Raw genomic sequence first — 20966 nt, 5'->3', positions numbered from 1 at the left:
CGGGTCCGTTCCGGGTCACTGCCGTCGGCGGCCCCGGGAGGGTCCACACTATCGCCCTCGGTCACGATTCGTCATCGACGAGGGGGGTCTCGAGTGGAGCACTCGGGGGACACGACAGGGCGTACGGCGGGACACGCGGCAGATCGCACCGCAGATCACACCGCAGATCACACCGTCGAGATCGACCCGGCCCGGACGGCCGCGGTCGTCCTCGTCGGCGGTCAGGGGAGCCGGCTGCGGCCGCTGACGCTGACCACACCGAAACCGATGCTGCCGACGGCCGGGGTGCCGTTCCTGGCCCACCTGCTGTCGCGGATCGCGGCGGCCGGGATCCGCCGCGTCGTGCTCGGGACGGCCTACCGGGCGGAGGTCTTCGAGGCGTTCCTCGGCGACCAGGCCACCGGCGGGCTGGAGGGGCTCGAGCTCGAGTGCCGTCCCGAGCCGGAGCCGCTGGGCACCGGCGGCGGCATCCGGTTCGCCGCGGACGCGCTGGAGCCCGGCTACGACGAGGTCGTCGTGTTCAACGGCGACATCCTCTCCGGCGTCGACGTCCGCGCCGTCGTCGCCGAGCACCGGGCCGCGGGCGCGGACGCGACCCTGCACCTCGTGCGGGTCCCCGACCCGACCGCGTTCGGCTGCGTGCCCACCGACGACGACGGGCGCGTCCTGGCGTTCCTGGAGAAGACGCTCACGCCGCCGACCGACCAGGTCAACGCCGGCTGCTACGTCTTCCGCCGCGACGTGCTCGACGCGATCCCCTCCGGGCGCCCGGTGTCGGTCGAGCGGGAGACGTTCCCCGGGCTGCTCGAGAGCGGCCGGCGCCTGCAGGCCCACGTCGAGTCGTCGTACTGGCTCGACCTCGGCACCCCCGCGTCCTTCGTCCGCGGCAGCGCCGACCTCGTCCAGGGGGCGGCGCCCACCGCCGCGCTGCCCGGCCCCGTCGGCACCGCGCTGCTGCTGGCCGGGGCGAAGGTGGCGCCGTCGGCGTCGCTCACGGACGGCACGACGGTGGGTGCCGACGTGCAGATCGGCGACGGCAGCCGGGTCTCCGGATCGGTGCTCATGGACGGCGCCCGGATCGGCGACGGCGCCGTGATCGAGCGCTCGGTGATCGGTCCCGGCGCGTCGATCGGCGACGACACGGTGGTGCGCGACGCGGTCGTCGGCGACGGCGCCTCGATCGGGGCGTCCTGCGAGCTGCTGGCCGGGCTGCGCGTCTGGCCCGGACTCGTCGTCCCGGACGGCGGTCTGCGATTCTCGGGTGGTGCCTGAGGTCCTCGCTGCCGCCGCGGAACGGGTGTGGCGGCCGGAGTTCGTCCTCGACGTGCGGGCGCTGCTCGCGCCGCTGCGACGCGGGCGGGGCGACCCGACCTTCCACATGGAGCTGGAGGGGAGCGAAGGTGGGGAGATCTGGCGCTCGACGCCGACCCCCGACGGTCCCGCCACGCTCGCGATCTCGCGGCGCGACGGGGAGGTCCGGGCCCGCGCCTGGGGTCCGGGCGCGCAGTGGGCCGTCGACGGCGTGCCGATGCTGCTGGGTGCCGAGGACGACGACTCCGGCTTCGTCGGCCACCACCCGCTCGTCGCCGAGACCCGGCGGCGCATGCCGGGCCTGCGCCTCGGCGGCACACGCACGGTGTGGGATCTGCTGGTGCCCGCGATCCTCGAGCAGAAGGTCACCGGCACCGAGGCCCGCCGGTCGTGGCGCGAGCTGTGCTGGCGGTTCGGCGAGGACGCCCCGGGCCCCTGCCCGCGCCGGATGAAGCTCCCGCCGACGCCGCGGCGCCTGCGCGAGGTCCCCGACTGGGAGTGGCACCGCGCGGGCGTCGACCAGTCGCGGCGCCGGGCGATCCTCGCGTCGGCGACGGTCGCCCACCGCCTGGAGAAGGCCGCGGAGCTGCGGGGCGAGGCCGGGCGCGCGCTGCTGATGAAGATCCCGGGGATCGGCGTGTGGACCGCCGCCGAGGTCGCCCAGCGCTCCTGGGGGGATCCGGACGCGGTGAGCGTCGGCGACTTCCACATTCCCTCGACCGTCGGCTGGGCCCTGGTGGGGCGCAAGCTCGACGACGACGGGATGCTCGAGGTCCTGGCCTGCTACGCCCCCCAGCGCCAGCGGGCGGTGCGCTACATCGAGGCCTCCGGGTTCCGCCGGCCCCGCTTCGGGCCGCGCTTCTCGCCGAAGGACTACCGGAGCTACTGACCCGGAGCCCGCGTCGGTGGTGACGATGCTTCGGAAACCGAAGCATCGTCAGGAGCGGTTCCGACCCGGAGCGGCACGGACCAGCGACCGGCCGAACGCGACCTCGTCCGGGAGCTCCGCCAGCGGCCACCAGCGCAGGTCCAGCGACTCGTCGCTGATCGCCTCGACGGCGCCGGGCGGGGCGTGGGCGACGAAGCGGACGTCGAGGTGGCGGGTGGGGACGCCGAGCGAGCAGGTCAGGGCGTGGATCTCGACGTGCAGGGGCTCGGGGTCGAGGGTCAGGCCCTCGATCCCCGACTCCTCCTCCGCCTCGCGCAGCGCGGCACCGGCGAGGGTCGTGTCCTCCGGCTCGATGTGCCCGCCGAGCTGGATCCACGCCCCGACCCGGGGGTGGAGGGTCAGCAGCGCCCGCTCGCCCGCGGCGTCGAGGACGAGCGCCGAGGCCGTGAGGTGACCGGGCGCGCAGGAGCGCGAGCACGCGTCGGGGCGGGCGGCGAGGTAGGACACCAGCCCCAGGCGCACCGACTCCAGCTCGCGCGTCCCGGCCCGCCACCGGCCCAGGACCTCGCGGGCGTCGGCGTGCACGGCGGCCGTCGAGACGGCCGCGCGCGTGGTGGACGCCAGCGTCCGCTGCGTGTCCGTCATCGCTCCACCCACCGGTCGTCGACGGCCAGTCCGCCCCGCGGCGGCGGCTCGGACGCGGGGTGCCCGATCGCGACGGCGCCCAGGGGCTCCCAGTCGGCGGGCAGGTCGAGCACCTCGCGCACGATCTCCGGCGCGAAGATCGTCGACGACACCCAGCACGACCCCAGCCCCTCGGCGGCCAGGGCGACGAGCAGGCTCCCGACGGCGGCGCCGCCGGCGACGGTGAACATCGTGTGCTCGGCCGCGGCCCGGCGCGCGTCGGGGTAGGCGTGTGCACCCTCGGGGACGAGGAACGGCAGCACGACCTCGGGCGCGGTACGCAGCAGGTCGCCGCGGGCGACACGGCGCTCGATCGCGTCGGGGGAGAACCCGTCGCCGCGCAGGTCGGCGCGCCACGCCTCGGCCATGGCGTCGAGCAGCCGGACGCGCAGCTCCGGCGACACCAGGCGCACGAAACGCACCGGGCGGGTGTGGTGCGGGGCGGGCGCGGTGAGGCCCGCGGCGCCGGCCCGGCGCAGCGCCTCGGGATCGACCGGGGTGTCGGCGAACGCGCGCACCGAGCGTCGCGCCGGCACCGCCTCGCGCCGCCCCCGCGCGAGCGCCTCGTCCGTCCCGAGCCAGAACAGGTCCTCGTCGACCGACCGCACGAGGTCGCGACCCCGCGCCGTCTCCGACCGCAGGGAGGAGGGCAGGCCGCGCACCACGGCGACGGGCACGCCGCCGAGCTTGCCCTTGACGAGGTCGGCGGCCGCGGCGACCTCGTCGGCGACGGCGACCTCGGTGACCACGAGCTCGTTGCCCTGGCTGTCGACGGCACCGCCGTAGGCGTGCACGACCTCCAGCCCGGCGGCGCCGATCGCGGCGTCGGTCTGCCCGACGCGCCAGGTGCGGCCCATGGTGTCGGTGACGACCACGGCCACGTCCACGCCGAGCCGCTCGCGCAGCGCCGCGCGCAGGGCGGCGGCCGAGGCGTCCGGATCCTCGGGGAGCAGCGCGACCTCGTCGCCGGCGACGTTCGAGGCGTCGATCCCCGCGGCGGCCTGCACGATCCCCAGGGGATTGGCGACGATCTTGGTGCGGCCCTTGGTGGCGAGCAGCCGCACGGTCTCGCGGTCGACCAGCGCGCGGCGGGCGGCGTCGCGCTCGTCGGGATCGGTGGGCACCGGCACGAGGCGGCCCTCGACCTTCGAGAGCACCTTCGACGTCACGACCACCACGTCGCCGTCGGCGAGCGAGCCGGCGAGGGCATCGGCCAGCGCGCCGGCGAGGTCGTCGCCGGGGCGGAACTCCGGCAGACCGGGGACGCCCCAGAGGGTCAGCCCGTCGGAGGCGTGATCAGCTGCCATCGACGGTCCGGCTCCGCTCCGCTCCGCGGACGCCGGCGAGCTCGTAGGCCGCGCGCACCATCGCCGCCGTGGCGTCCGGGTCGGTCATCATCAGCGGCACCTCGCGGACCTCGACGCCCGGCACCTCGGCCCCGTCGCCCGGGGCGACGAGCCACCCGTCGAGCAGGCCGCCGGTGGTGCGCGCGCCGTACCAGCGCCCGACGCCCTCGGCGCTGACCGGCACGTCCACCGCCGTCAGGCACGCCTCGGCCATCCCGCGCACCGCGTGCCCGTCGACGATCGGCGACACCCCGACGACCCGGCCCGCCGCGGCGGACAGCGCGGGCCGCATGGCGGGGACGTCGACGATCGTGTGGATGCTGACCACGGGGTTCGACGGCGCCACGAGCACGACGTCGGCGTCGGCGATCGCGGCGAGCGCGGCGGGGCACGCCGTGGCCTGCTCGCGCCCGACCGAGGCGAAGGAGTGCGCCGGCAGGGCCGCGCGGTGGCGCACCCACCACTCCTGGAAGTGGATGGCCCGGCGGGCGGGTGGGTCGTCGGCACTGTTCGGGTCGTCGACGACGACGTGGGTCTCGATCCGGTCGTCGCTGGCCGGGATGAGCTCCACACCGGGCGACCAGCGGTCGCACAGCGCGGCGGTGACCTGGGAGAGCGGGTAGCCCGCCCGCAGCATCCGGGTGCGCACGAGATGGGTGGCGACGTCGCGGTCGCCGAGCCCGAACCACGTCGGGTCGGCGCCGTAGGCCTCGAGCTCCTCGCGGACCGACCAGGTCTCCTTGGCCCGGCCCCAGCCGCGCTCGGTGTCGATGCCCGCGCCGAGGGTGTACATGCAGGTGTCGAGGTCCGGGCAGACGCGCAGCCCGTGCAGCCAGATGTCGTCGCCGACGTTGACCACCGCACGGATCGCGTCGCCCGGTGCGGCGGCGGCCAGGACGCCCTGCAGGAAGCGGGCGCCGCCGACCCCGCCGACGAGAACGGTGACCTTCATGCCCCGATCGTCCTCCCGGTCCCGAACCCGTCGAGCAGGCGGTCAGCCGAGCAGCCGGGCGAACTGCACGTTGCCCAGCCGCGCGAGCGTCCCGTCACCGCCGACGAGGGCGAAGACCCACTCGGCCGCCGCGAACAGCAGCGCCGAGGCGCCGGGGATCAGGAACAGCAGCAGGATGATCGCGAAGGGGGCGAACGGCGCGATGCGCGCCGCGCCCGCCCGCGTCCCGTAGCGCAGGTAGGGGTCGATGACGCCCCAGCCGTCGAGCCCCGGGACGGGCAGCAGGTTCAGCACGAACGTCAGGACCTGGATGATCCCCAGGAACGACAGGGCCGCGGCCAGCGGCAGGGGCGGGGCCGTGAGCGCCACGCCGATCGCGATCGCGGCGGCGAGCACGAGGTTGGCCATCGGCCCGGCCAACGAGACCGCGCTGATCGCCGGCCGCGACCGCAGCGCGCCCCGCTGGATCCAGACCGCGCCGCCGGGCAGCGGGATCCCGCCGATGACGAGGAACAGCAGCGGCAGGACGAGCGTGAGCCCGATGTTGGCGTAGCGGCGGATGTCCAGGGTCAGGTAGCCGAGGGCACGCACCGAGTGGTCGCCGCAGCGGTCCGCGGTGAGCGCGTGGGAGAACTCGTGCAGGCAGAGTGAGACCGCCCACCCGGCCAGGACCAGCAGGACCGTGCCGCCGATCACGGTCCCCCGGGCGGGCACGAGCGTCAGGGCGCCCCCGGCGACGGTGAGCGCGACCAGCACCAGGAAGATGGGGCTGACCGGCGAGCGCAGGCGCGAGACGCGGGATGTCACGCATCCAGTCTCCCCGATCACCGGCGGGCGCCTCGAAGGCGTGGTGACAGCTCATTGCTACGGACAGCGCAGTGACGCTCACCGCACGTGACGACCGCCCGCCGCGACATGCGGCCGGACGTGTCCCCCGGCTTGACCCGGATGGAACGACACCGGTGTAATTCCTACGCGATGACACGTCGGTGCGGGGCCGACGCCTCGTCCACTCAGTGGGGGCCGGGGGGAGTCGAGGCGAGGGAGGTGTCCGTGAACGGTGCGGAGAGCGGGTCGGTGGTGCTGGGTAGCGATGCAGTGAGGGCCTTCGGTCCGGTGGGGCAGCCTCCTCTGAGGGATGTCCTCTCGGAGCTGGCGATGGTCACCGAGGACGAGCAGGAATGGCAGGAGCGCGCCCTCTGCGCGCAGACGGACCCGGAGGCGTTCTTCCCCGAGAAGGGTGGGAGCACCCGGGAGGCCAAGCAGATCTGCAACAGCTGCGACGTCCGCTCGGAGTGCCTCGAGTACGCCCTCGGGCACGACGAGCGCTTCGGGATCTGGGGTGGCCTGTCCGAGCGGGAGCGCCGGCGCCTGAAGCGTCGGGCGTTCGACACGATGGACGCGGTCGACGCCGTCTGACCTCGTCCCCGGCACGGACCCGGCACCGGACAGTCCGCCGGGGGGCCCTACCCTCGGCGGCCGGACCGGTGGAGGGGCGCCCCGCGGGGAGGTCGCCCGAGGAAAGGGCGGCTCGTCGGTGGCTGGAACCTCGCCCGTCCTCGCGGTGCTGGTGTGCCACGACGGCGAGTTCTGGCTGCCCACCGCCCTGGACTCCCTGGCGCGCCTGACCCGCAGGCCGCGCTGGGTGATCGCCGTCGACACGGGCTCCACCGACGGCACCTCCGGGCTGCTCGCGGCGAGCAACCAGGTCGACGTCGTGCTGCGCATGCCCCGCGACACCGGGTTCGCCGAGGCCGTGCACACCGCGGTCGACGACGCCGACCGGCGCTGGGGCCGCAACGCCGAGGGCGCAGGCCCCTCGGGGTCGGGCGACTGGCTGTGGGTCCTGCACGACGACGCCGCCCCGGCCCCGGACTGTCTCGAGGTCCTGCTCTCCGTCGCCGACGCCTCGCCGTCGGCCGCCGTGCTCGGCCCCCTGTGCCTCGACTGGGACGAGCCCCGGCTCGTGGTCGAGGCCGGCGTGTCCATCGACGCGTCGGGGTCGCGGCAGACCGGCATCGGGGCCGACGAGCTCGACATGGGCCAGTTCGCGACGAACTCCGAGGTCCTCGCCGTCGGGTCCGCGGGCTCGCTGATGCGCCGCCGCGAGTGGGACGGGCTCGGCGGCTACGACACGGCCCTGGGCCTGCTGCGCGAGGACGTCGACTACGGCTGGCGGGTCAACCGCGCCGGCGGTCTCGTGCTCTGCGCCCCCTCGGCCCGGCTGCGCCACGCCCGCGCGCTCTCCGCCCGCACCCGCCCGCTGGACACCGCCGGGGTCGACCATCGCTACCGTGCCACCGACCGCGCCCACGGCATCCGGACCTTCCTGGCCAACTGCTCGTCGCCCGCCTTCGTGCTCGGACTCGCGCGCCTGCCCGTGCTCGCCGTGCTCCGCGCCCTGGGCCTGCTGCTCGTGCGCCGGGCGCGGGCCGCGGGCGCCGAGCTCGCCGGCCTGTCGCGGGTGCTCGGCTCCGGTCCGGGCATCGCCGACCTCGCCGACGCGCGCCGCCGGCGCAGCACCGGGGCGACGGCCCTGCCCCGCGAGCTGCGCGGACTGCTGACGAGCCGCACCACACGGCTGCGCAACGCCGTGCGCGGCGGGCTGACCTCGCTCGTGCGCGGCCGCCTCGCCGACGAGCTCTCGCTCGGGCGGCTGCCCGAGTGGGCGGAGCGGGAGTCGCGCGAGGACGCCGCCTCCGACGGCGGGGACGCCGCCCGGCGCCCGGCCGTGGGGCCCGGCGCGCTGGCCGTCGGCGCCGCCCTGCCGCGCAGCACACGCAGCACACGCAGCACCCGCAGGACCGCGGGCCTGCGCCGCCCCGGCGAGTCCCTGGCGGTCGCGCTGCCGGGACCCCGCGCCCCGGCCGACGCGGCACCCGTGGGGCCGGCTCCCACCCCGGCCCCGCGCGCCGAGGGCCGGTCCGGCGCGCCCGGCCAGGACTGGGAGGACCCCCCGACCGCGCCCGGCGAGCGGGTGGTCGTCGTCCCCGTCACCGCGGGACGGGTCGCGCGCGAGCTCCTGCTGGCCCCGCCGTTGCTGCTCGTCGTCGGCCTGACGGTCGTCGCGCTCGTGACGCAGTGGTCCCGGCTGGGCCTCACGCTCGTCGGCGGGCGGATCGCCGAGGTCCCGGGGCTGCGCGAGCTGTGGTCGTCCTACCTCGCGGCGTGGCACCCGGCCGCCGGCGGCACCGGCGCGCCGGCGCCCGCCGCGCTGGCCGTGGTCGGGGTGCTCGGGGGTCCGGTGGCGCCGCTGGGCGGGCCGCCGGCGGCGGTGTCGCTCCTGCTGCTCGCGGCGCTGCCCCTCGCCGGCCTCTCGGCGTACCTCGCGACGCGCGAGCTGCGGGTCGGCCGGGTGCTGCGCGCGCTCGCCGGCGCGGTCTACGCGCTGCTCGGGGTCACGGCGGGCGCGGTGGCGCAGGGCCGGCTCGACGGCGTCGTCACCGTGGTGCTGCTGCCGCTCGTGCTCGCCGGCGTCCTCGCCGTGCTGCGCGGGGTCCGCGTCTCCGGCCGTCGCGGCTCGTGGTGGAGCACCGCGGCGGGCACCGCGCTGGCGCTCGCGGTCGTGGGCGCCTTCGCGCCGCTCGTGTACGCGCTCGTGCTCGTCGTCGTGGTGGTCGGCTTCGTGCTCGTACCGTCGCCGCCGCGGGCGGCGGGGCGCCGGGCCATGGCCCTGGCCGTGATCGTCGTCCTGCCGGTGCTGCTGCTCCTGCCGTGGCCGACGGTGCTGCTCACCGCTCCCGAGATCCTCCTGCACGGCACCGGCGCCCCGGTGGCCGAGCGGTTCGCGGGCGCGCTCGACATCCTGTCGCTCGACCCCGGTGGGCCGGGGACGGTCCCGTGGGCGGGCCTGCTGCTGGTCGTCGTCGCGGTCGGCGGCGCGCTGCTGGCGCCCCGCCGGGCCGCGGTCCCGGGGCTGGCGCTCCTGCTGCTCGGGGTCGGCGCCGCGGCGCTGGTCGGCTCGTTCGCGCTGCCGCCGCTCTCGGGCGGGGACCCGCGCCCGGGCTGGACCGGTCCCGCGCTCGCGCTGGCGGCGTGCGGGGCGCTGTGGAGCCTGCTCGCCCAGGTCGCGGCCGCCCGGGCCGAGCCGCTCGGGCAGCTCCTCGGCCGCCGCGAGCGCAGCGGTCGCGCGCCGGACCGTCGCGGCGAGTCCGAGCTCGACCTCGGCGGAGCGGGGTTCGGAGGTCGCCTCTCGGACGCCGCCGAGCGGGTGGGCGCGAGCGCGACGGGCCTCGCGAGCCGGTTCCGGGCGCGCGACCGCGGGGACGACCGCAGCGAGCGGGCACGGGGCGTCGCGGTGCCGGTGCTCGCGCTCGCGGTGGTGGCGCTCGCCGTGGTCACCGTCCTCGGCGGCGGGGCCGGACCGCTCGCCGCCACGCGCCCGGCCACCCTCGCCGCCCCGCTCGCCGACGAGCTCGCGCGCAGCGGCGCGGGCGTCGTCGTCCTCACCCGCGACCCCGACACCACCCGCCGGTCGGGCCCGACGCTGCCCCGCTACGGCGACGACGACTTCGCCCCGGTCGGCGCCGCGCCCGCCCGGCTGCAGCGCGACGTGCGCGCGCTGCTCTCCGGCGACCCGGCCACCGCGCAGGCCGGCGTCGCGGAGCTCGCCACGGCCGGGACCGGTGCCGTGGTGCTGCCCGACGAGCAGACCGCCCGCTCGGTGCGCACCTCGGCCGGTCCCCTGCTCGCGGACGCCCCGCCGGCCTCCGACGGGCGGCCCGTCGCCCGGGTCGCGCTGCCGGTGGGCGGTGCGGTGCTGCTCGAGCCCCCGGTCTCCGACGACGCCACCGAGGCCCGGGCGGCCCCGCGGCGTCCCGCAGGCCTCACGCCGGTGCCGTCGGACCTGCCGACCGTCGGCGTGCGGGTCTCGCCGGGCGCCGACCGCCGGCTGCTCGTGGTGGCCGCCGAGCTGGAGTCGGGGTGGACCGCGACGGTCGGCCGCGCGCCGGTGTCGGTCGTGCCGGCCTGGGGCCATCTCGTCGGCGTACCCGTCGGGGACGCCGGCGGCCCCGTGGTCGTCGGACGCGACGACACCGCACGGCTCCTGCTCCTGCTCCTGCAGCTCGCGCTCGTGCTCTTCACGGCGCTCTCGGCGCTGCCGTCGCGGACTCGTCTGGACTAGCGGTGTCGGGGGTCACCCCTAGGGTCACGACCGTGTTCGACCACCTCGGTTTCCCCAGCGGCGACGTCGAGACCTCCGTCGCCTTCTACACCGCCGCCTTCGCCCCGCTCGGCATGGCGGTGGCCGTCCGGATCCCCACCGGCCCGCCCGGTGCCCCGGAGGTGGTCGGCCTGTCCACGGGCGGCGGCCACGCCGGCTTCTGGCTCGCCCCGGGCGGCGCGGTGGAGCAGGAGCTTCACGTCGCGTTCGCGGCCCCGGACCGCGCGGCGGTGGACGCGGTGCACGAGGCGGCCCTGGCGCACGGCGCCGAGGTGCTCCACGCGCCGAGGATCTTCCCCGAGTACCACCCGGGCTACTACGCGGTCTTCCTGCGCGACCCCGACGGCCACAACGTCGAAGCCGTCCACCACAGCTTCTAGCGCCTATTCCTCGCCGGCGATGGTGTCGGGCTCGACGCCCAGGTAGCCCGCCACCTGCTCGACGAGCACGTCGTGCAGCAGGTCGGCGAGGTCCTCGCCGTCGAGCGCGCGCGCCTCGAGCGGGCGGCGGTAGAGCACGATGCGAGCGCGGGTCACCGCGCCGCGGCGATCCATGCCCGCGGGGACGAGGCGCGCGAGCGGCACCTCGCCGTCGCCGAGCACCGCGTCGTCCTCCACCGGCGAGCGCTCGGAGCCCGACGGCACCTCGGGGACGTCGTCCACGGCCACGTCGAGATCCGCGAGCTCGGTGCTCCAGCGCTCCTCGATCGGCTCGAGGGCCTCGAGCACGAGGGCGTCGAACCGCTCGGCGCGCGTGCGGGCGGCGGGGGAGCCCGACGGGTAGAGCGGCATCCGCAGGCCGCGTCCTCGCCGGTCACGGCGCCGCCGGCGCGCCCCGGACGACGGGGTGGGGCCCCGACGGCTCGCGCTCCTCGTCACGGTCCGGAGCCTACGCGGGCCTCACCCCCACGGGGCCGACGCGCCCCGCGCGCCTGCACGATCAATGCGGGCGACCGGGCTATCGTTCGGTCCGTGCGAGGAGTGCGGAAGTGCTCACGGACCGGGTGTGGTCACGCGGCCGTGGCCACCCTGACCTATGTCTACTCGGACTCGACCGCCGTGGTCGGGCCGCTGGCGACGAGCGCCGAACCGCACTCCTACGACCTCTGCGAGCGACACGCCGTGCGTCTGACCGCCCCCCGCGGATGGGAGGTCGTCCGGTACGAGGGCGAGTTCCCGGCCGAGCCCTCCGCCGACGACCTCACCGCCCTCGCCGAGGCGGTCCGGGAGGCCGGGCGGGCCGACCGCCCGCTGGAGGAGAGCCGCGACGGACGCACGCGGATCACCGCGGGCCGCGGCGCAGCCGCCGCCTCGGGATCGGCCGCGACCTTGTCCCCGGGTTCCCCCGCCGCCATGCCGCCGGGCCTCGCGGCGGGCATGCCCGCCGGCTCCACGGGCCGTCGCGGCCACCTCCGCGTCCTGCCCGACCCCGCCGGCTCCTGAGGAGCTCTCCCGCACACCGCGGATCGGGGCACCGTTCGACGGAGGTGCCCGCCCGGCGGGCGCAGCCCCCCGGCACCGGCCGATAGGCTCGGGGCGTGGCCACTGCAGCGGACACGACCCCGGACCGTGCCCAGGTGATCGACCAGGTCGTCAAGGCCTACGACATCCGCGGTCTCGTGGGCTCCCAGCTCGACGAGACCTTCGTGCGTGACGTCGGCTCGGCCTACGCGCGCATCCTGCTCGACGAGCAGGCGGACGGCAGCGGCTCGGGCCTCGGCGGGGGCGGGGCGGTCGTCGTCGCGCACGACATGCGCGAGTCCTCCCCGGGGCTCGCGGAGGCGTTCGCCGAGGGCGTCACGGCGCTCGGGGTCGACGTCGTCCACATCGGCCTGGCCAGCACGGACATGATGTACTACGCGTCCGGCGCCCTCGAGATGCCCGGCGCCATGTTCACCGCCAGCCACAACCCGGCGAGCTACAACGGCATCAAGCTCTGCCGGGCCGGGGCGTCGCCCGTCGGCCAGGACACCGGGCTCGACGAGATCGCCGCGCTGCTCGACCGCGGAGCCGGCGCGGTGGCGGGTGACGCCCACGCGCGCGGCACGGTCGGCCACCGCGACATGCTCGCCGACTACGCGGCCTTCCTGCGCTCGCTGGTCGACCTCTCCGGCATCCGCTCGATGTCGCTCGTCGTCGACGCCGGCAACGGCATGGCCGGGTACACGGTGCCCGCGGTGATGGACCCGCTACCGCTCGAGATCGAGCCGCTGTACTTCGAGCTCGACGGCTCGTTCCCCAACCACGAGGCGAACCCGCTGGACCCGGAGAACCTCGTCGACCTGCAGCGCAAGGTGGTCACCCTCGGCCGCGTCGACGCGGGGCTCGCCTTCGACGGTGACGCCGACCGCGTCTTCCTGGTCGACGAGAAGGGCGACGCGGTGAGCCCGAGTGCGATCACCGCGCTCGTGGCGACGCGGGAGCTCGCGAAGCACCCGGGCTCGACCGTCATCCACAACCTCATCACCTCGCGCGCCGTGCCCGAGATCGTGGGCGAGGCCGGCGGGACGCCCGTGCGCAGCCGTGTGGGCCACTCGTTCATCAAGGCGACGATGGCCGACACCGGTGCGGTCTTCGGTGGTGAGCACTCGGCGCACTACTACTTCCGCGACTTCTGGCGCGCCGACTCGGGGATGCTCGCCGCCCTGCACGTGCTGGCCGCGCTGGGGGAGCAGGACAAGCCGCTGTCCGAGCTGATGGCGCAGTACGACCGCTACGCGGCCTCCGGCGAGATCAACTCGACGGTCGCCGACGCCGCCGCCGCGATGGCGGAGGTGGAGCAGGACTTCGGGGCCCGGGACGGCGTCACCACCGACGACCTCGACGGTCTCACCGTCGTGCTGCCGGACAACAGCTGGTTCAACCTCCGCCCGTCCAACACCGAGCCCCTGCTGCGGCTCAACGTCGAGGCCGCCGACGACGAGGCCGTCGCCGCGCTGCGCGACGAGGTCCTCGCGCTCGTGCGCGGCTGATCCGCACTTCAGAGGAGATCCCGATGCCGCTCGGCCTGGACCCCGACCTGCTCGACATCCTGGCGTGCCCCGCGCCCGACCACGGCACGCTGCGCCCCGGGACGCCCGACGACCCCGAGGCCGCGGCCCTGACCTGCACGTCGTGCGACCGGCGCTACCCGGTCACCGACGGCATCCCGGTCCTGCTGTTGTCCGAGGCGACCGGGGGACCGGCCACCGCAGTGCAGGGGTGAGCGCGTGCTCGACGACGCCCTTCTCTCCGACGAGCCGCGCCTGCTCGCCGCCGACCACGACGGGGTGCTGCGCGCGGTGGCGACCGCGGGCGCCCAGGTACGCGCGACGTGGGCGGCCGCCCGCGACGTCGGGGTGCCCGACGAGCTCGCCGGCCTGCGCCCCCGCGCGCTGATCCTGCTGACCCGCCCGGGCACCACCGAGTCCGCGTGCCGCCTGCTCGCCGCGCTCCTGACGCCGACGGCCCCGCTCCCGGTGATCGTCACCGGGGTGGCCCCGCCGTGGCTGGGGCCGCTCGACGTCGTCGTGGCCACCCATCGCGGACGCGAGGGCGACCCGGTCGAGGCGGACGTGGCCGAGTCGGTGCACCGCGCCGTGCGCCGCGGGGCCCACGTCGTGCTCGCCGGCCCGGGCGAGGGGCCGGCGGCCGCCGCGGGCGCCGGACGGGCCCTCGCCGTCGTGCCCCGGATGTCGCTCGGCGTGCCGGGGGAGGACCTCGACGGCCTCGACACCGCGACGGTGCTGGCCGCCGGCCTCGCCGTCGCCCGGGCGCTCGAGCTGCTCGACCTCGACCTCGACGTGCTCGCCGACCGGCTCGACGCCGAGGCGGAGCGCGACGGACCGCGCGGCGAGGCGTTCGTCAACCCGGCGAAGAGCCTCGCGCTGCGCCTGGCCGAGCGCACGCCGCTGCTGTGGGGCGCCGACCCGGTGGCCGCCCTGCTCGCGGGGTACGGCGCGACGGTGCTGGCCACGCACGCCGGAGTCGTCGCCCAGGCCACCTCGGTGGCCGCCGCGACCACCCAGCCGGCGCTGCGGGCCCGGCTCCAGGAGACCTCCGGGGAGGCGTCGATCTTCGCCGACCCCTTCGACGACCCGTCCCCGGCGGCACCGCCGCCGCGGCTGGTGCTGCTGGCCGCCCGCGAGGATCTCGCGGTGCGGCGGCTGGTCGCCGACGTCGGTGCCCGTCACCCGGGGGCCGACGTGCTGGAGATCGACGATGTCGACCTGGCCGGCGAGGGCCCCGTCCCGGACGCGATGCGCGCGGCCGTGCTGGCCACCCGGCTCGACTTCACCGCGGTGTACCTCGGCCTCGCGCTCGGAGCGCGGGCGCCGGGCGTCCACACCGGCTGAGTCGGCGCCCGGACCCCCTCCGACCAGCCCCCTCCGACCAGCCCCCTCCGACCGGCCCCCTCCGACCAGCCCCCCTCCGACCAGCCCCCCGTCCCGACCAGAGAGGCCCGACCGTCGTGGAGACCCTCAGGGGCAGCGTGCGCACGTACGCGTGGGGCTCCCGCACGCACCTGGCCGAGCTGCTCGGCGAGGAGGTCCCCTCACCCCACCCGCAGGCCGAGCTGTGGCTCGGCGCGCACCGCGACGAGCCGTCGCAGCTGACGGGCCGCGGGACGAACCTGGCCGACGCGCTGGCCGAGGACCCGGCGGGCGGGCTGGGCCCGGAGCGCCGCGAGCGGTGGTCCGACCGGCTGCCCTACCTGCTCAAGGTGCTCGCCGCCGAGGAGCCCCTGAGCCTGCAGGCCCACCCGTCGGCGGAGCAGGCGGCCGCCGGCTGGGCCCGCGAGGAGGCCGCGGGCGTGCCCCGCACGGCCGCCGAGCGCAACTACCCCGACCCGCTGCCCAAGCCCGAGCTGCTCTGCGCGCTCACCGAGTTCCACGCCCTCGCCGGGTTCCGGGAGGCCGCGACGACCGTGCGGCTGCTGCAGGCGCTCGACGTGCGCGCGCTCGAGCACCACACCGGCCTGCTCGCCGCCCAGCCCGACGGCGACGGCCTGCGCGCGGTGTTCACCACGTGGATCACGCTGCCCCAGCGGGCGGTCGACGAGCTGGTGCCCGCGCTGCTCGACGGCTGCGTCGCCCACGTCCGCGCCCGCGGCGAGTTCACCGGCGAGGCGCGGACCCTGCTCGACCTCGGCGAGCGCTACCCCGGCGACGCCGGGGTGCTCGCGGCGCTGCTGCTCAACCGGGTGACGCTCGCGCCGGGGGAGTGCCTCTACCAGCCGGCGGGCTCGCCGCACTCCTACCTGTCGGGTGCCGGCGTCGAGCTGATGGCCAACTCCGACAACGTCCTGCGCTGCGGGCTGACCCCGAAGCACGTCGACGTGCCCGAGCTGCTGCGGGTGCTCGACTTCGCGCCGGGCCTGCCGACGCTGCTGCGCGGCGAGGGCAAGGGTCCGGTCACCCGCTACGCGCCGTCGGAGTTCTTCACCCTCGCCCGCTGTGACTTCGAGGAGGGGCACCTCGACGAGGCGGCCATCGACGAGGCGGGAGCCGAACCCGCCGACCTCGGCCTGGAGGGCCCGCGGATCGTGGTCACCGTGCGCGGCTCGGTGCGGCTGCGCACGGCGGGCGGACGGTGCCACGAGGTGTCGCAGGGGTCCGCGGCCTGGATCCCGGCCTGCGACGGCCCGGTGACGATCGCCCCGGTCGACGGCCCGGCGCTGGCCTTCGCGGCGGCCGACGGGCTCTCCGGTCGCGGGGGTTAGCCTTCACGGCGACCCCACACGCCCGGTCCATCCCCTGGAGGCTTCCCGTGTCCGCATCCGGAGGCGGCAAGGCGATCGTCGCCGCGCTCGCCGCCAACGCCGGCATCGCCGTCGCCAAGTTCGTCGGCTTCGCGATCACGGGCTCGTCCTCGATGCTCGCCGAGGGCGTGCACTCGGTGGCCGACACGAGCAACCAGGGGCTCCTGCTGTTCGGACGGAAGCGCGCGCGGCGCGATGCCGACCGGGAGCACCCCTTCGGCTACGGGCGCGACCGCTTCTTCTACTCGTTCATCGTGGCGCTGCTGATCTTCAGCCTCGGCTCGGTGTTCGCCCTCTACGAGGGCATCCACAAGCTCACGGCGGGCTCCGAGGACCTCACCAGCCCGTTCGTCGCCGTGGCCATCCTCGTCGTCGCCATCGCCCTGGAGACCTACAGCTTCCGCACCGCCATCAAGGAGTCGCGGGAGCTCAAGGGCGACCAGTCGTGGTGGGGCTTCATCCGCACCTCGGTCAACCCCGAACTGCCCGTCGTCCTCCTCGAGGACTTCGGCGCCCTCATCGGTCTGGTCCTGGCCCTCGCGGGCGTCGGGCTGTCGGTCCTGACCGGCGACGTCGTCTTCGACGCGATCGGGACGATCAGCATCGGCGTCCTGCTGGGCGTCATCGCGGTCATCCTCATCGTCGAGACGAAGAGCCTGCTCATCGGCGAGGGCGCGTCGGCGCCGCTGGTCCGCACGATCACCGGCGCACTCGTCGGCGGGCCCGTCGAGCGGGTGATCCACCTGCGCACCCAGTACCTCGGTCCCGAGGAGCTGCTGGTCGCCGCCAAGATCGCCGTGTCGTCCTCGCTGCCGACCGAGACGGTCGCCGAGGCGATCGACCACGCCGAGGCGCGCCTGCGCGACGCGGTGCCCGAGGCCCGGCTGGTCTACCTCGAGCCCGACCTCGACCGGTCCGACGGCTCCCCGGTCGGCGAGGCGCTCGACCCGACGCCGGACCGCGCGGGCTGACCGGCCGAGCCGCTGCGTCCTGCCGGCGCAGCGAGGTGAACTCGCCGTCACGGATCTGGTCGTCTCCGTCGTCATACCGGGGGTCTGCGGGCGTAAGGTGCCGCCGACCCCCCGGATCATGACGGACGGACCGGTCGGACCTTCAGGAGTGCCCATGACGTCGACCCAGCCGCAAGGCGGGCTCTTCCGGACCAAGTCGGTGGAGCAGTCCATCGCCGACACCGACGAGCCGGGCAGCAAGCTCCGCCGCGAGCTCGGCGCCTTCGACCTCACCGTCTTCGGCGTCGCGGTGCTCATCGGCGCCGGCATCTTCACCATCACCGCGCGCGTAGCCGGGGACATCACCGGCCCGGCCATCGCCATCTCGTTCGTCATCGCCGCGATCGCCTGCGGGTTCGCCGGCCTCTGCTACGCCGAGTTCGCCTCGACGGTGCCGGTGGCGGGCAGTGCCTACACGTTCTCCTACGCCACGTTCGGCGAGTTCATCGCCTGGATCATCGGCTGGGACCTCATCCTCGAGTACGCCCTCGGTGCCGCGGTGGTGTCCAAGAGCTGGGCGCAGTACCTGGGCGAGCTGTTCGGGGGCAGCAGCACCTCCGCGTCCCTCGAGCTGGGTCCGGTGACGTTCGACTGGGGCGCCGTGCTGGTCATCGCCGGCCTCACGGTGGTCCTCGTGCTCGGGATCAAGCTCTCGAGCCGGGTCTCGACGATCATCACCTCGATCAAGGTGCTCGTGGTGCTGCTCGTCATCGTCGTCGGGCTCTTCTACGTGCAGGCCGCGAACTACACCCCGTTCATCCCGCCGCCCGGGGGCGAGCAGGAGAGCGGTGGCGGGGCCGACGCGTCGCTGCTGTCGCTGATCGCGGGCAGCGAGGGCTCGACCTTCGGCATCTACGGCCTGCTGGCCGGCGCGTCCCTGGTCTTCTTCGCCTTCATCGGCTTCGACGCGGTCTCCACCACCGCGGAGGAGACCAGGAACCCGCAGAAGGACCTGCCCCGCGGGATCCTCGGCTCCCTCGGCGTCGTCACCGTGCTCTACGTCGCCGTCTCGCTGGTGCTGGTGGGCATGGTCAACTACACCCAGCTGGCCACGCCGCCCGGCAGCGAGGAGAGCGCGACGCTGGCCACGGCGTTCACGCTCGTCGGCGCGAACTGGGCGTCCACGATCATCTCCATCGGTGCCCTGGCCGGCCTCACCACCGTGGTCATGGTGCTCATGCTCGGCCAGAGCCGGGTGTTCTACGCGATGAGCCGCGACGGGCTGCTCCCCCGCGGCCTCGCCCAGACGGGCTCCCGGGGCACCCCGGTGACCATCACGATCATCATCGGTGCGCTCTGCGCCGTGCTGGCCGGCTTCTTCCCGATCGACGAGCTCGAGTCGATGGTCAACATCGGCACGCTGTTCGCCTTCATCCTGGTCGCGGTCGGGACGGTCTACCTGCGGCGCAACCGGCCCGACCTGCACCGGACCTTCACGGTCAAGGCCCTGCCGCTGGTGGCCACCCTCGCGGTGCTCAGCTGCCTCTGGCTGATGCTGAACCTGACCGTCGAGACGTGGATCCGGTTCATCGTCTGGATGGTCCTCGGCGTCGTGATCTACTTCGCCTACTCCCGCCGGAACTCCGTGCTCGGCAAGCGGGAGCGCGGGGAGGAGTCCTCGGTCACCAACCCGGGCGGCCCGGCCGGCCCGGCCGCGCGGCAGACCGAGCCCGGCTGATCGGACGGCCCCGCCGGCGGTCGTCACGACTGCCGGCGGGCCTCCGGTCAGGCCTTCGCCGGCGCCTGGTGACCCGCGAACTTCTCCCGCAGCGTCTTCTTCGAGAACTTGCCGGTGGAGGTCTTGGGCACCTCGTCGATGAACACCACGTCGTCGGGCACCTGCCACTTGGCGACGCGCGAGGCGATGTGCTCGAGCACCGCCTCGCGGGTGAGCTCGACGCCCTGTTTCGGGACGACGCAGGCGAGCGGGCGCTCCGACCACTTCTCGTCCGGGATCGCGATGACCGCGGCCTCCGCGACGCCCTCGAGCGACATGATCTCGTTCTCGAGGTCGACCGACGAGATCCACTCGCCGCCGGACTTCACGAGGTCCTTGGTGCGGTCGACGAGCTTGACGTAGCCGTAGCGGTCGATCACCGCGACGTCACCGGTCTTGAGCCAGCCGTCCTCGGTGTACTGCTTGCCGCCGTCCTCGTTGCGGTAGTACGACGCGGCGATCCAGGGCCCGGCGGCCTGCAGCTCGCCGGAGGTCTCGCCGTCCCACGGGAGCACCTCGCCCGAGTCGGGGTCGCAGATGCGCAGGTCGACCAGCGGCGAGGGGGTGCCCGCCGTCGCGCGGACGTCGGCGAGCTCGTCGTCGGACAGGCCGTCGTGGACGCTCTTGAGGACCCCGGTGGTGGCGATCGGGCTGGTCTCGGTCATGCCCCAGGCCTGCGTGATCGGCAGCCCGATCTTCGCGCGCCACGCCTCGGACAGCGACTTCGGTACCGCGGACCCGCCGCAGAGCAGCAGGCGCAGGTCGGGTAGGTCGCCCTCGGAGAGCTCGGGCAGCACGCCCATCCAGATCGTCGGGACGCCCGCGGTGACCGTGATGTGGTGGTCGCGCAGGATGCCGGCGATGGCCTTGGGCGTCATGTTCGGACCGGGCATGACCAGCGACGAGCCGGCGAACACCGCCGCGTACGGCGTGCCCCAGGCGTTCGCGTGGAACATCGGCACGATCGGGAGCAGGACGTCGCGCTCGACGAGCCCGGCCACGTCGGCCATGAGCACCGCGATCGAGTGCAGCACCGTCGAGCGGTGCGAATAGACGACGCCCTTCGGGTTGCCGGTGGTGCCCGACGTGTAGCACATCGCCGCGGCCTGGTTCTCGTCCGCGACGTGGAACCGGCCCTCGTGGGGCTCGACGGAGTCGAGCAGGGTGTCGTAGTCGGAGATGCGCTCGTCGTCGGGGATCGTGACGTCGGCGCCGTCGTCGATGACGATCACCTTGCGGACCGTCTCCATCTGGTCGATGTGCGGCCAGAACTGACCGAACAGCGAGCGGTCCACGAAGACGACCTCGTCCTCCGCGTGGTTCGCGATGTAGATCAGCTGCTCGGTGAACAGCCGGATGTTGAGGGTGTGCAGCACCCGCCCGCTGCACGGCACCGCGAAGTAGAGCTCGAGGTGCGCCGGGCTGTTCCAGCAGAAGGTGCCGACGCGGCCCTCGGGAGAGACGCCGAGGGCGTCGAGGGCGGCGGCGGCACGACGGACCCGGACGGCCCAGGACGCGTAGTCACCGCGGTGCACCGAGCCACCCGCACCCACGCCGGTGATCGGCTTGTGGCCGAAGAGCTGCTCCGCGCGGTGGAAGACGTGGGGCAGGGCGAGGGGGTAGTCCTGCATCTGACCGAGCACTGGCGGGGCCTCCCTGATCGGTGTTGTCGCGGTCACACATCCTACGGCGATCCCGCGCGGCGTCGCCCGCTCGCCGGGATCGGCCGACGGCTGATCACCTTGCGCGCCGGAACGTGTGACCCGGGTGACCCGTACGGCGGCGCAGCGGTCGCGACCTGCGCGAACGCGGGTCACCGTACGGACGGTCGGCGCCGGAGCGGCCCGGCCCCGGCCCGTCGCGGTTGACCGGGTATGGGGCCTGTGCTGGACTTGGTCCACGGCATCGATCGCACACCTGGTGCGAACGGGAGCTGCCGAGTGGCGCTGCAACGGACGGCTGAGGTTCTTCTCCACGGCCTGTCCGCCACGCTCGGTAGTGGTCCGTACCTTCGCAAGGGCGCCTGCGGATGGTGATGAAGCGTGTTCTGAGTCCTCGTGCCCCGGCGTGCCGTCCTTCCGCCCGCGCGATGAGCGAGCGACGGCGACACCCGGACGTTCACGGACTCGGGACCGGTTCGCACGGTCCAACGAT

18 protein-coding genes are annotated in these 20966 nt (G+C 75.2%); 12 read left to right on the top strand and 6 right to left on the bottom strand.

The annotated features are described in order from the left end of the window. Positions 1 to 180: 180 nt before the first annotated feature. Entirely contained in the window at positions 181 to 1272 is a 1092-nt protein-coding gene (gene manB, locus PH189_RS15100; protein ID WP_274189837.1) for a mannose-1-phosphate guanylyltransferase, read from the top strand. Next, positions 1265 to 2200, top strand: coding sequence for a DNA-3-methyladenine glycosylase family protein (locus PH189_RS15095; RefSeq protein WP_274189836.1), 936 nt, complete (start codon positions 1265 to 1267; stop codon positions 2198 to 2200). Before manB ends, PH189_RS15095 begins: the two co-directional genes overlap by 8 nt. A gap of 48 nt (positions 2201 to 2248) precedes the next feature. Here the strand turns inward: PH189_RS15095 and PH189_RS15090 are convergent, their stop codons facing one another. Genes PH189_RS15090 through PH189_RS15075 form a run of 4 tightly spaced genes read right to left on the bottom strand, consistent with a single transcriptional unit; the run spans position 2249 to position 5989 of the window. Beyond that, positions 2249 to 2845: an NUDIX hydrolase gene (locus PH189_RS15090; RefSeq protein ID WP_274189629.1), complete on the bottom strand. Its 597-nt coding sequence runs from the start codon at positions 2843 to 2845 to the stop codon at positions 2249 to 2251. Next, positions 2842 to 4191: a coenzyme F420-0:L-glutamate ligase gene (locus PH189_RS15085; protein WP_274189628.1), complete on the bottom strand. Its 1350-nt coding sequence runs from the start codon at positions 4189 to 4191 to the stop codon at positions 2842 to 2844. The genes PH189_RS15090 and PH189_RS15085 overlap by 4 nt, the downstream gene beginning before the upstream one ends. Beyond that, the gene (gene cofD / locus PH189_RS15080; protein WP_274189627.1) at positions 4181 to 5182 is read right to left on the bottom strand and encodes a 2-phospho-L-lactate transferase; all 1002 of its coding nucleotides are present in this window, start codon (positions 5180 to 5182) and stop codon (positions 4181 to 4183) included. The genes PH189_RS15085 and cofD overlap by 11 nt, the downstream gene beginning before the upstream one ends. Before the next feature lie 42 nt (positions 5183 to 5224). Then, positions 5225 to 5989 carry a site-2 protease family protein gene (locus tag PH189_RS15075; RefSeq protein WP_274189626.1) on the bottom strand — a complete coding sequence of 255 codons (765 nt, stop codon included), beginning with the start codon at positions 5987 to 5989 and terminating at the stop codon, positions 5225 to 5227. A 351-nt stretch (positions 5990 to 6340) separates the two neighbouring features. Between PH189_RS15075 and PH189_RS15070 the strand changes: the two genes are divergently transcribed. The 3 genes from PH189_RS15070 to PH189_RS15060 all read left to right on the top strand — a co-directional run bounded on the left by PH189_RS15070 (position 6341) and on the right by PH189_RS15060 (position 10726). After that, complete coding sequence (locus PH189_RS15070) at positions 6341 to 6601, top strand: WhiB family transcriptional regulator (RefSeq protein WP_274189625.1); 261 nt, start codon at positions 6341 to 6343, stop codon at positions 6599 to 6601. Between the two features lie 118 nt (positions 6602 to 6719). Continuing rightward, entirely contained in the window at positions 6720 to 10307 is a 3588-nt protein-coding gene (locus PH189_RS15065; RefSeq protein WP_274189624.1) for a glycosyltransferase family 2 protein, read from the top strand. A 32-nt stretch (positions 10308 to 10339) separates the two neighbouring features. After that, positions 10340 to 10726 (top strand): VOC family protein, encoded by a 387-nt coding sequence (locus PH189_RS15060; protein WP_274189623.1) that lies wholly within the window; start codon positions 10340 to 10342, stop codon positions 10724 to 10726. A 3-nt stretch (positions 10727 to 10729) separates the two neighbouring features. Here PH189_RS15060 and PH189_RS15055 read toward each other — a convergent pair whose 3' ends face one another. Next, positions 10730 to 11137: a metallopeptidase family protein gene (locus PH189_RS15055; protein WP_274189835.1), complete on the bottom strand. Its 408-nt coding sequence runs from the start codon at positions 11135 to 11137 to the stop codon at positions 10730 to 10732. A gap of 180 nt (positions 11138 to 11317) precedes the next feature. Here PH189_RS15055 and PH189_RS15050 point away from each other — a divergent pair, with 180 nt between their 5' ends. The 7 genes from PH189_RS15050 to PH189_RS15020 all read left to right on the top strand — a co-directional run bounded on the left by PH189_RS15050 (position 11318) and on the right by PH189_RS15020 (position 18773). Beyond that, positions 11318 to 11788, top strand: coding sequence for a DUF3499 domain-containing protein (locus PH189_RS15050; RefSeq protein WP_274189622.1), 471 nt, complete (start codon positions 11318 to 11320; stop codon positions 11786 to 11788). 95 nt (positions 11789 to 11883) lie between these two features. Continuing rightward, positions 11884 to 13317, top strand: a complete 1434-nt coding sequence (locus PH189_RS15045) for a phosphomannomutase/phosphoglucomutase (RefSeq protein WP_274189621.1) — start codon at positions 11884 to 11886, stop codon at positions 13315 to 13317. Between the two features lie 23 nt (positions 13318 to 13340). Continuing rightward, a complete protein-coding gene (locus tag PH189_RS15040) occupies positions 13341 to 13550 on the top strand; it encodes a Trm112 family protein (protein ID WP_274189620.1) in 210 nt (69 codons plus the stop codon). A 4-nt stretch (positions 13551 to 13554) separates the two neighbouring features. Beyond that, positions 13555 to 14679 carry an SIS domain-containing protein gene (locus tag PH189_RS15035; protein WP_274189619.1) on the top strand — a complete coding sequence of 375 codons (1125 nt, stop codon included), beginning with the start codon at positions 13555 to 13557 and terminating at the stop codon, positions 14677 to 14679. Positions 14680 to 14795: 116 nt separating this feature from the next. Further along, complete coding sequence (gene manA, locus PH189_RS15030) at positions 14796 to 16046, top strand: mannose-6-phosphate isomerase, class I (RefSeq protein ID WP_274189618.1); 1251 nt, start codon at positions 14796 to 14798, stop codon at positions 16044 to 16046. A 47-nt stretch (positions 16047 to 16093) separates the two neighbouring features. Continuing rightward, on the top strand, positions 16094 to 17056 hold the full coding sequence (locus PH189_RS15025; RefSeq protein WP_274189617.1) for a cation diffusion facilitator family transporter: 963 nt from the start codon (positions 16094 to 16096) through the stop codon (positions 17054 to 17056). A 154-nt stretch (positions 17057 to 17210) separates the two neighbouring features. After that, positions 17211 to 18773: an amino acid permease gene (locus PH189_RS15020; RefSeq protein ID WP_274189616.1), complete on the top strand. Its 1563-nt coding sequence runs from the start codon at positions 17211 to 17213 to the stop codon at positions 18771 to 18773. A gap of 47 nt (positions 18774 to 18820) precedes the next feature. Here the strand turns inward: PH189_RS15020 and PH189_RS15015 are convergent, their stop codons facing one another. Further along, a complete protein-coding gene (locus tag PH189_RS15015; RefSeq protein WP_274189615.1) occupies positions 18821 to 20455 on the bottom strand; it encodes a long-chain fatty acid--CoA ligase in 1635 nt (544 codons plus the stop codon). Positions 20456 to 20966 lie beyond the last annotated feature (511 nt).

The sequence above is a fragment of the Actinomycetospora chibensis genome (assembly GCF_028737215.1).
In the GTDB taxonomy this organism is placed as follows: domain Bacteria; phylum Actinomycetota; class Actinomycetes; order Mycobacteriales; family Pseudonocardiaceae; genus Actinomycetospora; species Actinomycetospora chibensis.
This window is presented reverse-complemented; position numbering and strand designations above follow the sequence as displayed.